This is a genomic window from Paraburkholderia phytofirmans PsJN (genome assembly GCF_000020125.1).
Taxonomy (GTDB): Bacteria; Pseudomonadota; Gammaproteobacteria; order Burkholderiales; family Burkholderiaceae; genus Paraburkholderia; species Paraburkholderia phytofirmans.
In genome coordinates this window covers 1,028,979-1,041,366 of the sequence record NC_010676.1, presented here as the reverse complement: position 1 = coordinate 1,041,366, position 12,388 = coordinate 1,028,979, and the positions used below count along the sequence as shown (strand labels likewise).

Genomic DNA, 12,388 nt, shown 5'->3' with positions numbered 1-12,388 from the left:
AAAACAAACTACAACTTCGCGCGTGCGCGCGTCACTGAATACTGCAACGTGGACGGCTGCAACATCGCATCGAAACTCACCGGTTCTTCCGCCGGATGCACCACCAGCAGCGCCTGAATCGCGAAGTTCAGCGCATTGGTGGATTGTTCGTTCAATTCGAGCGTGACCGCCACCTGCTGCAAACGCGGCTCGTGCCGCGCAATGGCCTGTTGAATCGATTTGCAGATGAACGTGCGGTCGTAATGGCTCGCAAGACTCAAACCCGCGAAATCGTTCAGGCCGTACGTGAGGACCGAGCGCTGACATTCCGGCAACGCCGCCAGCTCGTGCTCGGTCAGCGCGATGCGCGTATTCAGGATCGCCTCGACGTCGCGCGCGACTGTGCTCTTCAATTCATCCAATGACAATTGCCGCATTGCCGGAGATGCCGGCAGATGCGGTTCGTCGTCGAACAGCTTGTCGAGAAAGCTGGGTTCGAAGCGTTTCATCAGCGTCCGAAGAAGCGGATCGATGCGAGACGCGCCCGGCACGCGGCAACTCTTTCGAGCCGCGCGCGCCGCGTGCGCCCGTGCATCAGACCGCGTACGTCTTGTCGTTCTTCGTCAGGCTCCACGCGCCTTGCGCGTTGCCGCCCTGGTTGCCGCCGATCTTCTGCTGCGTGTACTTCCACTGCACGGCAGCGTACTTCAGCGAGAACTGTTCGGTCGGCAGGCCTTCGCCCACCACGCTCGGCGTCACGCTCGAAATGATCACGTACTTGAGCTTCACTTCCAGGTACTTGATGCGATTGCCTTCGCCGTCCGAACGCATGAAGTCGATCGTGACTTCGTCGAACGTCGTGCCGCCCGACGCGTGTTGATAGATCAACGGGCTGACCACGTCGATGTCTTTCGTGAACTGCATGTCGGCATGTTCGCAGCGCTCGGAGGTGTGACCACCTGCCGTGGAGGCGGTTGCGGAACGCGGTTGCGTGATCGCGTGACTCCACGAATCGATTTCGATCCAACCAGCGTGATCCTTATCGGCAGACTCGCCTTTGATCGCCGGATTGCCGAATTTTAAATAGATATCCTTCATAACTCATCGACTCCCCAAAGAGGTGGTTTCAACAGCTAACCCGGGCGGCCAGCCCAGGTTAGCTGACTTGCTTTGCTTTATGAATTAGCCGGTTTCGGCAGGTCAGCGACAAGCCGCAAAGAGATCGACAGCTCGTCCAGTTGAAAGTGCGGACGCAGGAATGCGACCGAACGATACGCACCAGGCTTGCCCGGAATCTCCGAGACCTGAATCGATGCCTCGCGCAGCGGGAACTGCGCCTTCTGCTCCTGAGTGGCGTTGTCGTCCAGCAGCACGTACTGCGAGATCCAACGGTTCAGGAATACTTCGACGTTCTGTGCCGATGCAAAGCTGCCGATCTTGTCGCGCATCATCGCCTTCAGGTAGTGCGCGACGCGCGATACCGAGAAGATGTACTGCAATTGCGCGGACAGGACCGCATTGGCATTCGCGCTGTCGGTGCTGTATTTCTTGGGTTTCTGCACCGATTGCGCGGCGAAGAACGCGGCGTAGTCGGAGTTCTTGCAATGCACGAGCGGAATGAAACCGAGGTCGCTCAGTTCCTTTTCGCGGCGGTCGGTGATCGCGATTTCAGTCGGGCATTTCAGCGCGACTTCGCCGTCGTCGGTCTTGAAAGTGTGGGTGGGCAGATCTTCCACCAGACCGCCGCCTTCCACGCCGCGAATCGCCGCGCACCAGCCGAAGTCGTCGAATGCGGCCGTCAGGCGTGCGGCGAACGCCCACGCCGCGTTACACCACAGGTATTTGCTGTGATCCGTGCCGTCCACGTCTTCGACGAAGTTGAAACCCTCCGCCGTGGCGCCGTCTTTCGGATTGAACGGCAGGCGGCCGAGAAAGCGCGGCAGCGTGAGACCGACATAGCGCGAATCTTCGGCGTCGCGAAACGACTTCCACTTGGCGTATTCGACCGTGTCGAACACCTTGCCGAGATCACGCGGCTTGCCGAGGTCGGCAAAGGTATCGAGGCCCATCAATTCGGGCGAAGCCGACGCGATGAACGGCGCATGCGCGGCCGCGGCAACGTGCGACATTTGCTCGATGAAGTACATGTCTTCCGGCTGGCGCGTCACTTCGAAGTCGCCGACGATCGTGCCGAACGGCGAGCCGCCGAAGGTGCCGAATTCTTCTTCGTAGATCTTCTTGAACAATGCGCTCTGATCGAATTCGATCGCGGTCTTGAAGTCGCGCACCAGGTCGCGCTTGGGCGCATGCAGCGCCTTGATCTTGACGGTTGCGCCGGTATTGCTTTCCTTGCACAGATAGTCCAGACCGCGCCACGTGCTTTCCATGCGCTGGAATTCGGGCGCGTGCATCACCGCGCTCAACTGCGCGGAGATCAGGCGGTCGAGTTCGGCGACGCGTGCGTCGATGGTGGCCGACAGGTTGTCGGACACCACCACCGTGCCGTCGAGCACCTGATGCACGAGTTCGCCGATCAGGTCTTTCGCGCGCGCGTGCTCGGAATCGGACTTAGCCACGCGGCTTTTCTCGACGATTTCGTCGAGCAGCGTGGATTCCGTACCGCTTTGCGCGGTCGCGAGTTGAGCTGCTGCCGTTTGCTGATTCATCTCACACCCCGTGCTTATTCGCCGTGCTTGTCGTGGTCCGGCGCGCCGCCGTGCTGGTCCGCCGCGTTGCTCTGGTCTTTCGCCAGGGTTTGCAACTGCTGCGTGTTGTTGAGCACTTCGCTCAGCAGGTCTTCGAGTTTGTCGTTGCCGGCCAGCTTGTTGCGCAGATCAGCGAGCTTCGAACGCGCTTCGAGCAGGCGCCGCAGCGGTTCGATTTGCGCGACCACTTCGTCCGGATTGAAATCGGCCATGGACTTGAAGCGCAGGTCGACCGCGAATTTGCCGCCGGCTTCGCTCAGGCGGTTTTCCACCTGAAACGCGGCGCGCGGCTCGATTGCCTTCATCACGTCGTCGAAGTTGTCGCGGTCGATATTGACGAACTTGCGATCGCGCAGCTTCGGCTGCTCGACTTCTGACTGCCCCGCCAGATCGGCCACCACGCCCACGACGAACGGCAGCTCCTTCACCTCGATCGCATCGCCGCGCTCGACCTCATAGGTCAACTGAACGCGGGGCGGCCGCACTTTTTGCAAGCGTTTCTGAATGCTTTCTTTCTTCGCCATCGTCGGCTCCCGGTGCTGATGGATCAGGCGTGTGGATCAGCGCAGCGCGCTGAACGGATCGGACGCGCCGCCGCTTTGCGCGGCTTTGGCGGGTGCTGCGGGCGCTGCCGGCGCAGCTGGAGCTGCCGGCGTGGCGGCGGGCGCCGCGGCGCTGGTCGTAGCGTCCGGCGTCTCCGCTGCGGGCTTGCCCTTGGCGACGTGGCGAACCACGCGCTTCTTCTTCACCGCCGGCTTGTCGCTCGGGTCGGGCGGGAACAGCGTGGCTTCGCCGAGCGTGTCGCGCAGTTGCTTGGCGAGCGCTTGCGCGTCCGACTTGGCGTCGCCCGCGAGCGACGCGTCCTGACGCAATTCGCCGAGCGATTGCGTGGCGACGCGCAAGCCGGCCACCGCCAGCACGCTCTTGGCCTGACGATCGGTCTGGTCGCGTTGCAGCGCTTCTTGCGCGGCAACGATTGCCTGGCCGTAATGACCTTGCGTGAACTGGATCTGCGCAATACGCGACCAGGGTTCTTCACGCGTCGGATCGGATTTGGAAAGCTGCTGATAAAGCGCGATAGCGCGATCCTGATCACCGCCCTTTGCGACGGTATCGGCATCCGCGAGTTGCTTATTAAAAGCCTCCGGTGTGGTCGCCAAGTTGTTGCCCTGTGTTGCGCAACCGGCCATCACGCCGCATGCCAACACAACCCCAGATAGTTTTACTAACAGACGCTCATTCATCGTTTTTCACCGACGTGCGAATTTTTTAATTCAAGGAGAAACCGGAGTTTTGCTTTGCTTCAAGTGCGCGGGTATAGTACAGGCCAATTTTCGATAATTCAACTTTCGTGTGAAGAAGGATTGCACAAAAAAAATGCATGTGGATCATTTAATCGCAGCATGCAGAAATTGTTTCCTGCTGCAATAGCAGTAATCAGGTTACCGGAAAAAATTTCCACTCGCCGGCCGCAACCTTGCAACATGTTGAGTTACATGCGCTTTGCATAAAGCGGCATTACGCGGCATTGCTTGGCTGAAATTGGCCGGATTGATTTCGTTATTGGTGTTTTGACGGGGACGGCGCCGAGCCGGTCGATGTATATGAATTCGCATGTTATTCGCTATGCATCGTTATTGATTGCCAATGCGGCCGCCTGCCTGCTGCTGGGCGGCTGCGCAGCGGGCGTGACGGTGCTCGGAGCCGCTGCCAACGCGGCTTTGCAGGCAAGCGGCCTCGGCAAACCGGACCTGCCGGATGCCCAGAAACCGCCGCGCAATGTCGGTCTCACCTTATATGCCGCACCGAATCTGAATGCCGCGAATGACAAACGGCCATTGGCGCTGGTAGTACGGCTTTACGTGCTGAAAGACCCGACTTCATTCCAGCAGGCGCCATTCGACGCATTTACCGATCCGGCAAAGGAAAAGACCATACTGGGCGGTGATTTGCTGGGCGTGCGCGAAGTAACGCTGATCCCCGGCCAGCGCTACGTTGTTACCGAAAAAGTCTCGCGTGAAGCGCAGGCATTCGGTATCGTCGCGCTATTCCGCGATCCGGCAATGCAGCGCTGGAAATTTGCCTTCGACCCGGCGAAGTCGGAGAAATCCGGCATAATGATCGGCCTGCATAACTGTGCAATGACGGTGACCAATGGCACGGTGATCCCGCCAGACCAGGGACTGCCCGCGCAAGCGCTGAATATGCTTTCTTCGGTAAGCTGCGGATAAAGATGCCGGTCAAATGCGATTTAACATTTTCTAAACAATTAACAATGCGGCGCTCGAATCGGTTATCTCCGGGTGCGCCATACGCTGAACGCATATAACAGGTTTGAGATGAGTTATTCCGCAAAAGTGCTCTGGGGGGAAGGCCTGTTTTTGAGGCCGCAGCATTTTCAGCGTCAGGACGCTTATCATGAGGCGCGCCTGTTCGAATCGATCCAGGCGATCCAGCCGTATAACTGGGGCGTGCGCTCGGCGCGCTTCGACCGCGACGCGCTCGGCAGCAACGTGCTGCGCGTGAGCGAACTCTCACTGGTATTTCCCGACGGCGCGCTCTACTCCGCGCCGCAGGCCGACGATCTGCCGCCGCCCATCGCGCTGGATACGCTGCCCGACGGCATCAACGAATTCACGTTTTATCTTGCGCTGCATCCGCTGCGCGAAACCGGCGCGAACTATGCACAGGACAGCAACGCCGGTTTCGTGTCGCGTTACGTAAGCGAGCAGACTCCGGTGGCCGATCATTTCACCGACGCCGCCGAAGCCGACATCACCTTCCTGAAGACCAGCGTCAAGTTGATCGCGCATAGCGAGCCGCGCGATCAACTGCTCTCGGTGCCGCTCGTGCGTGTACGCCGCACCGCTACGAGCGGTTTCGAAATCGACGATACGTTCGTGCCGCCCTGCCTCGCAATCGACGCCTCGCCGATCCTGCATCAGCGCCTGCGCCAGCTGATCGACGCACTGCAGGCCAAGGTCAACGCGTTATACGGTTTTCACCGCGAGCCGACCAAGAACATCATCGAATTCCGTTCCGGCGACATCGCGTCGTTCTGGCTTCTGCATACCGCGAGTGCGGCATTCGCGTCGCTCGCGCATCTGTACCAGCATTCGGCGCTGCATCCCGAACGCCTGTTCCAGGAACTGCTGCGCCTCGCCGGCCAGTTGATGACGTTTTCGAAGGGCTACGCGCTGTCCGACTTGCCGGCTTACCGGCACGACGATCCGGGGCCCGGCTTCGCGCGCCTCGACACGATCCTGCGCGATCTGCTCGAAACCGTGATCTCCACGCGCTACTTCGCGATCGCGCTCGAGGAAGTGCGGCCGTCGTTCCATGCGGGCCGGCTCGACTCAGGCAAGATCGACGACAAAACCATGTTCTACATCGCGGTGTCGGCTGATATGCCGACCGCCGAGCTCGTGGAAGCCGTGCCCGCGCGCTTCAAGGTCGGCGCGCCGGACGACGTCGACAAGCTGGTGCTCTCGGCCATGCCGGGCGTGCGGCTCGTCTACACGCCGCAGGTGCCGCCCGCCATTCCGGTCCGTCCGGGCGCGTGCTACTTCTCTTGCGAATCGCGTGGCGCGCTGTATGACCGTATGTTGCAGGCCCAATCGGCAATGATCTATGCGCCGTCGGGCATCAACGATCTTCAACTCGAACTGATCGCCGTCACATCATGAGCTACGCGCCATCCCTCTTTGGCGGCAGCAGCACGCCTACCGCCACGCCCGCACCGATCACCGAGCCGACCTATCAGGTTCGTTCGCTGCTCGATTTGCTGTACGACGGTTTCTTCATGCTGTTCCTGTTGAAGAACGGCCGTGAACCCGGCGACGCGCAGGAGTTCAGCCAGCGCATCCAGCAGTTCCTCGGCGACTTCGAACGCGGCGCGAAGAAGCTCAATGCGTCGGCGGACGATGTCTATGCGTCGAAGTTTGCGTTCTGCGCGGCCATCGACGAATCGGTGCTGTCGTCCACCTTCAGGATCCGCACGGAATGGGAGCGCCGGCCGCTGCAACTGGTGCTGTTCGGCGAGCAACTGGCGGGCGAGAAGTTTTTCCAGTATCTCGAGGAATGCCGCGCACAAGGCGCGGCGCGTTTGCAATCGCTCGAGGTGTTTCACATGTGCCTGCTGCTCGGCTTCCAGGGCAAGTATCTGCTGGAAGGACCGGAGAAGCTCGCGTATCTGACCGCGCGCATCGGCGATGAAATCGCGCATATGAAAGGCAAGCGCGCGCCGTTTGCGCCGCATTGGCCGTTGCCCGATCAGGTCGCGCACCGTCTGAAACGCGAGGTGCCGCTGTGGTCGATCGGCGCGGTGTTCGCGCTGGTGGGATTGCTGGCTTATCTCGGCCTGAATACTTATCTGCGCGATCAGACCTTGCGCTCGCTCGCGCCGTATTCGCAGGTGGTCAAGCTCGGGCCGCAATCGGCTACGTTGACGATTTCGTTGCCCTAAGCCTGCGCGAACCGATAAGTGAAAATGGCCCGCATGTGCGGGCCATTTCCGTTTGGCACTGAAAAAGCAACGCTTATTGCGACTCTTCCGCCCACACGGCATTTTCGCGCGCCATCAGCGCCGTGGAAGCAGCCGGTCCAAACGTGCCCGCCGTATAACCGCGCGGCTTTTCGCCCGACTTGCCCCAGCCTTCCAGAATCGGTTCGGCCCACGCCCATGCCGCTTCGAGTTCGTCGCGCCGCATGAAGTGCGTGAGGCGTCCGCGAATCACATCGATCAGCAAGCGCTCATACGCTTCCGCGCGACGCTCGGTGAAGGCCTGCTGCAAATCCAGATTCAGATTCACCGGCAGCATATGCATGCCGCTGCCCGGCTCTTTCGCGAGCACCTGCAACTGGATCGATTCTTCCGGCTGCAACTGGATCACCAGCCGATTGCCGTAATTGCGCCCGCCCTTCGGAAAGATCGAGAACGGCAGTTCGGCGAATTCGATCACGATCTCCGACACCTTCTTCTGCATCCGCTTGCCGGTGCGCAGGAAAAACGGCACGTGCGCCCAGCGCCAGTTGTTGATATGCGCGCGCAATGCGACGAAGGTTTCGGCGCGGCTGCCGGCCGGCACGTTGTCTTCTTCCTGATAACCCTTCACCGCTTCGCCATCCACGGCGCCCGCGGTGTACTGGCCGCGCACAGTGTCGCGCGCGATGTCCTCGGGCGTCATGGGCCGCAGCGAACGCAGCACCTTGAGCTTCTCGTCGCGCACCGCGTCCGGGTCGAGCGAAACCGGCGGCTCCATTGCGACGATGCACAGCAGTTGCAGCAAGTGGTTCTGCACCATGTCGCGCAGCGCGCCGGTCTTATCGTAGAAGCCCGCGCGGGTGCCCACGCCGACCGTTTCCGCCACCGTGATCTGCACGCTCTTGATATACGGCGCCTGCCACAATGGGCCGAAAATCGGATTGCCGAAGCGCAGCACCATCAGGTTCTGCACGGTTTCCTTGCCGAGGTAGTGGTCGATCCGGTAGATCTGCGCTTCGCTGAAATGCTTGCCGACCGCCGTGTTGATTTCCTGCGCGGAGGCCAGATCGTGACCCAGCGGCTTTTCGAGCACGACGCGCGAGTTGGCGTCGATCAAGCCCGCGGCGGAGAGGTTGTCGCAGATGTTCGTGAACAGATCCGGCGACGTCGCGAGATAGAACACGCGGCGCACGCCTTCGCGCGACACTTCTTTCAGGCGCTGATAATCTTCGACCGAGTCGACGTCCATGCGCACGTATTCGAACAGCGCGAGAAATTTGTCCCAGGCGCCGGCATCGAACGCTTTCTTTTCAATGAAGGGCTTCGCCTTCAGCTCCATGAATTCGTTGATGTACTCCTCACGCGACCAGGGCTTGCGGCCGATGGTGAGAATGCGGGTGTTCGGCGGCAGATTGCAGTGCAGGTGCGCCATGTAGAGCGCGGGCAGCAGCTTGCGAAACGACAGGTCGCCGGTACCGCCGAAGATGATCATGTCGAGCGGCAGGTCGGGAGTGGCAGAAGCGTGTTGGGTCGTCATAGCGCGGTCGCAGCGTCGTGAGGGAGAAGGCGTCGGTGAGGGGCAGAAAAAAGCGGGCAGAAAAAAAGCAGCAGCGCGGTGCCGGCGGACCGGCACTTTTTCTGGCAAACGCCTATGGTGCAACGTTTTGAGATTGTTTGCACGGCAACATGCGCCGCAGGTTCGCGCAATATGCCAACTTGAGGTGCTAAAGGCCTGTTTTCAGGACCTTTTTCGGCGTTGGCGGGCACGCCTATGGTGTTGTAAAGCAGGCTTCGCAGGCCGCGCAACCGGCCCTTTCACATGCGCTTTTTCGCCAGGCCTTCAACCTCCTGACAAGGACTCGCGCGCCACGCGGCACGCCGCCAGATCCCATGCAGCGCAGCCGACGGTTTTAAATACGATCGGTTTTTTTTGCGGCAATAGCGCTGGATTGTCGAGCACTGAAGCGATGCCGCCGACCTGAGCCCAGTCGACGCCCGCCTGAATGAAGTCGCCCGCTTCATGGCGCGCGCCGGCTTCGTCGTCGACGAAAAGCGCGCTTTCGCCGAGAGTGCGCGCGCCTATCTCGACCATGGCGGGCGTGAATGCGCCAACGCCGATCACGAGGCGCTCCGCGCGTGCCGCTTCGTCGTAGACCGGCTGCCTGCTCGTGGTCAGCGCGATCACGACATCGACCGAGTCGGGGATCGTGGCGCCGGCTTGCGTCAGCGGCCGCAGATCATGCGCCTTGCCCTGATGCGCGGCGCAAAACGCCTCGGCGCGCGCAGGCGCGCTGCCTTTCACCCATACGCGCGCGCTGGGAAACAGTTCGCCGATCGCCTCCAGATGGTTCAGTGCCTGCGTGCCGGTGCCGATCAGCAGGAATTCGCGCGGCGTTGCGGCGGCAAAGGTGTCGACGCCCAGCATCGAGATCGCCGCCGTGCGGCGTCCCGTCACGGTCGGGCCGTCAAGGATGAAGAGCGTCTCGCCGGTATCGGCATCGAACGCCATCACCTTGCCGTGGATGGTCGGCAGGCCGCGTGCGCGATTGGCCGGGCATACGTTGACCAGTTTGTGGATCGCGAGATCGGGCGCAGTGGCCGGCATCGACAGCATGATGCCGTCTTCGTTGAGCGGCACGACGAGCCGCTCGGGACTCGCGATGCGCCGCTGCGCGTAGTCGATCGTCGCGCGCTTCAGTGCATCGACGAGCGCGGCGTAGGGAATCAGCCGCGTGGTCGCGGCGGCGTCGAAAGTCTGCGTGGTCGGGTGGGTCATGGGCAGGTCGTTCCAGTCTTTGGCAGAAGTTTGAGTTCGAATGGGCTAGCAGACGGCGGGCGTTTCATTCGGCTGGCGTGACGACTGGATCAGCATCAGCAGATCGCCCGCCTCGATCGGACACGGCTCGTCTTCGTAAAACGACAGCACGCGCCCCGCGCGCACGAGACCCACCACCACCGCGCCCGGCAGCGCATTGCTCCAGCGGCCGACTTCCTGCGCGCTCGCCCGGCGTTCGACCAGGTTGACGCGGCCGCGCGCCGACAACAGATCGTTCACGAAAGGCACGATGTATTCGCTGTCGACCGCGTCGGCAAGCAGCAAGCCGCCGATCTTGGTCGACGAGACGATCACGCTCGCCCCGGCCTGGCGCAACTGGCGCTGATAGGTCTGCTCCTGAATCCGCACGACGATCTTGGTTTGCGGCGCGACGCTGCGCACAGTCAGCGTGAGCAGAATGGCGGTGGCGTCGTCGGTGACGGCGATGATGACCGCGCGGGCGATCTGCACCTGCGCCTGCTGCAACAGGTCCTCGCGCGACGGATCGCCGAGCAGGCCTGCTACACCCAGCGCCGTGGCCGCTTCGAGCGCCGCCTGCTGCGGATCTATGACGACAATCGATTCCGCGGCGAAGCCGCTTTCCAGCAACTCGCGCACCGCGACCGAACCGCTCAATCCATAGCCGCAAATCACGACGTGATCGCGCAACTGCTTTTGCAGGCGTTTCATGCGGAATTCCTCGATGACGCGTTGAATGACGAACTGATAAGCGGTGCCGAGAAACACGAACCAGATGACGATGCGGATCGGCACGATGAAAAAAGCGTCGATGAGGCGCGCGCGAGCGGTCACCGGCACGATGTCGCCGTAACCGACGGTGGCTACCGTCACCATGGTGAAGTACATCAGATCGACGATGCCCAGGACTTTGCGGTTGGCATCGCGCAACCCGTCCCGATCGAAATAGAGCACGGCGAAGGCGAGCACGCACAGGCCCACCACCAGATAGACGCGATGCAGCAGCATGCGCTGCGGCGACGCCGCCGGCCGCGTGAACAGCGTGCGGGCGCGCGGCGCCTGCCAGGGCGTGCGGGCGCGGCGCGGCAGACGGAAGCGCGGCAGACGTGGCTCCGGCTTGGGTGAATCAGGCACGCGGCGGCTCCGGCAGTCGATGACAAGCGATTCTACGACGCCGGACGCGCCGCGGGGCCGGATCGCGAATGCGTGACGATAAGCCGCGAGTGTTAGTGGCGGTTCGGGGCGGCTTAGCGCTCGGTCGAGGTTCGCCGCGGCACAGTCCTATCAGCCGCGTGCAAGCTCGCACATCGAAGCCGGGCTAACCGCAAAGCCAAAGTGGCGCACAAAGCCTTACATGACGCGTGGCCGAACCGAAAATCAGCCACGCCGCCGTCACTGTCACTGCGAAGTATTCTTCTCGCCTCCCTTCTTGCCACCCTTGAACATCGCGCGGCACGCCGGGCTCAGTTCGTCGACGTGCTGTTTCATGCACGCGGTAATCTTGTCTTCGTTGGGAATGTCGGCGGCGCAAAAATGCATGGCGTCGCCACGGCAGGCCTTGGTCTGCTCGTCACGGCTGGCAGCGTTCGAGGTGGCAGCGGAGCCGAGCGCAATCAGGCTGGCGGCAAGCAGGGCGTAGGTTCGTTTCATGGCGGTTCCGGGATCGCAAAAGTCGGTACTGGCGATACAGCAGAAACCGGGCCCGATCAATGCACTCACTGGGCGATCCCAAAAAACGCCATGCCGTGGCTAACGCGCGATCCGGCTGAGCGTCATGCCGCGTCCCGCGTAGAAACGCGTCATGGTGTCGAACGGCAGATACACGTCCGCCTGATGCGGTGCGATGCCCGAGGGATTGTGAAACCACACGCCATCGCCACCGCGTCCGTGCAGCAGGATCAGATGACCGCCCTGGCGCTGATTGGGCCGGTCGGGATAACGGATCTCGGGGCTCACGGACACGATTGCCAGCGTGTCGGCGTTCAGGCGCGCGGCCATGTCTTCGAGCGGCGCCTGCGGCAGCACGTCGACCCGAACGCCGAACGCGCCGGCCACCCAATCGGCAAACGGCCGGTAGATCAAGCCGTCGACGCCGCCATCCTCGCGCATGCGGTACACGCCATGCCGCAACGCTTCGTCGAGCAGCGCGGCGCGCGGCGCGTGGTCGATGCGCCAATAGTCGAGCGCCGACTCGAGGCATGTCAGGCCGCACAGGCGCTTGGCCCAGAAGCGGTAACGCTCGGGGTCGGAGAAGCCGCTGCGCTGCCAGCCGGGATCGTCGCACGGGTCGCCATGCTGCTCGACGATCCGGCCGACCCACTCGGGACTGCCCCATTGCGTGTAGTACGGCACGCCCGCGTGGCGCAAAAACGGTTCGTTCATTGGCGGTGTTTGGGGTTGGTTGGGGTTGGTCGAGAGGCGCGGGTT

The 12,388-nt window shown here is 61.9% G+C and carries 13 protein-coding genes; 3 read left to right on the top strand and 10 right to left on the bottom strand.

The window, feature by feature from the left end:
* Window positions 1-8: 8 nt before the first annotated feature.
* From tssE to BPHYT_RS24390, 5 genes are all read right to left on the bottom strand, one after another.
* Window positions 9-488 carry a type VI secretion system baseplate subunit TssE gene (gene tssE / locus BPHYT_RS24410; RefSeq protein ID WP_007176945.1) on the bottom strand — a complete coding sequence of 160 codons (480 nt, stop codon included), beginning with the start codon at window positions 486-488 and terminating at the stop codon, window positions 9-11.
* 85 nt (window positions 489-573) lie between these two features.
* Window positions 574-1,077, bottom strand: coding sequence for an Hcp family type VI secretion system effector (locus BPHYT_RS24405; RefSeq protein ID WP_012426791.1), 504 nt, complete (start codon window positions 1,075-1,077; stop codon window positions 574-576).
* 77 nt (window positions 1,078-1,154) lie between these two features.
* Entirely contained in the window at window positions 1,155-2,645 is a 1,491-nt protein-coding gene (gene tssC, locus BPHYT_RS24400) for a type VI secretion system contractile sheath large subunit (RefSeq protein ID WP_012426790.1), read from the bottom strand.
* Between the two features lie 14 nt (window positions 2,646-2,659).
* Window positions 2,660-3,208, bottom strand: coding sequence for a type VI secretion system contractile sheath small subunit (gene tssB / locus BPHYT_RS24395; RefSeq protein WP_012426789.1), 549 nt, complete (start codon window positions 3,206-3,208; stop codon window positions 2,660-2,662).
* 36 nt (window positions 3,209-3,244) lie between these two features.
* Window positions 3,245-3,928 (bottom strand): tetratricopeptide repeat protein, encoded by a 684-nt coding sequence (locus BPHYT_RS24390; RefSeq protein ID WP_012426788.1) that lies wholly within the window; start codon window positions 3,926-3,928, stop codon window positions 3,245-3,247.
* Between the two features lie 360 nt (window positions 3,929-4,288).
* Here BPHYT_RS24390 and tssJ point away from each other — a divergent pair, with 360 nt between their 5' ends.
* The 3 genes from tssJ to icmH all read left to right on the top strand — a co-directional run bounded on the left by tssJ (window position 4,289) and on the right by icmH (window position 7,149).
* Complete coding sequence (tssJ, locus tag BPHYT_RS24385; RefSeq protein ID WP_041759576.1) at window positions 4,289-4,915, top strand: type VI secretion system lipoprotein TssJ; 627 nt, start codon at window positions 4,289-4,291, stop codon at window positions 4,913-4,915.
* 108 nt (window positions 4,916-5,023) lie between these two features.
* Window positions 5,024-6,370: a type VI secretion system baseplate subunit TssK gene (gene tssK / locus BPHYT_RS24380; RefSeq protein WP_012426786.1), complete on the top strand. Its 1,347-nt coding sequence runs from the start codon at window positions 5,024-5,026 to the stop codon at window positions 6,368-6,370.
* Window positions 6,367-7,149 (top strand): type IVB secretion system protein IcmH/DotU, encoded by a 783-nt coding sequence (icmH, locus tag BPHYT_RS24375; RefSeq protein ID WP_012426785.1) that lies wholly within the window; start codon window positions 6,367-6,369, stop codon window positions 7,147-7,149. The genes tssK and icmH overlap by 4 nt, the downstream gene beginning before the upstream one ends.
* A 73-nt stretch (window positions 7,150-7,222) precedes the next feature.
* Here the strand turns inward: icmH and zwf are convergent, their stop codons facing one another.
* From zwf to BPHYT_RS24350, 5 genes are all read right to left on the bottom strand, one after another.
* The gene (gene zwf, locus BPHYT_RS24370) at window positions 7,223-8,704 is read right to left on the bottom strand and encodes a glucose-6-phosphate dehydrogenase (RefSeq protein WP_012426784.1); all 1,482 of its coding nucleotides are present in this window, start codon (window positions 8,702-8,704) and stop codon (window positions 7,223-7,225) included.
* Window positions 8,705-9,007: 303 nt separating this feature from the next.
* Window positions 9,008-9,943 carry a bifunctional Delta(1)-pyrroline-2-carboxylate/Delta(1)-piperideine-2-carboxylate reductase gene (gene lhpI, locus BPHYT_RS24365; protein WP_012426783.1) on the bottom strand — a complete coding sequence of 312 codons (936 nt, stop codon included), beginning with the start codon at window positions 9,941-9,943 and terminating at the stop codon, window positions 9,008-9,010.
* Window positions 9,944-9,988: 45 nt separating this feature from the next.
* Window positions 9,989-11,095, bottom strand: a complete 1,107-nt coding sequence (locus tag BPHYT_RS24360; RefSeq protein WP_012426782.1) for a potassium channel family protein — start codon at window positions 11,093-11,095, stop codon at window positions 9,989-9,991.
* Window positions 11,096-11,359: 264 nt separating this feature from the next.
* Window positions 11,360-11,611, bottom strand: coding sequence for a hypothetical protein (locus tag BPHYT_RS24355; protein ID WP_012426781.1), 252 nt, complete (start codon window positions 11,609-11,611; stop codon window positions 11,360-11,362).
* Between the two features lie 99 nt (window positions 11,612-11,710).
* Complete coding sequence (locus BPHYT_RS24350; RefSeq protein ID WP_012426780.1) at window positions 11,711-12,343, bottom strand: C39 family peptidase; 633 nt, start codon at window positions 12,341-12,343, stop codon at window positions 11,711-11,713.
* Window positions 12,344-12,388 lie beyond the last annotated feature (45 nt).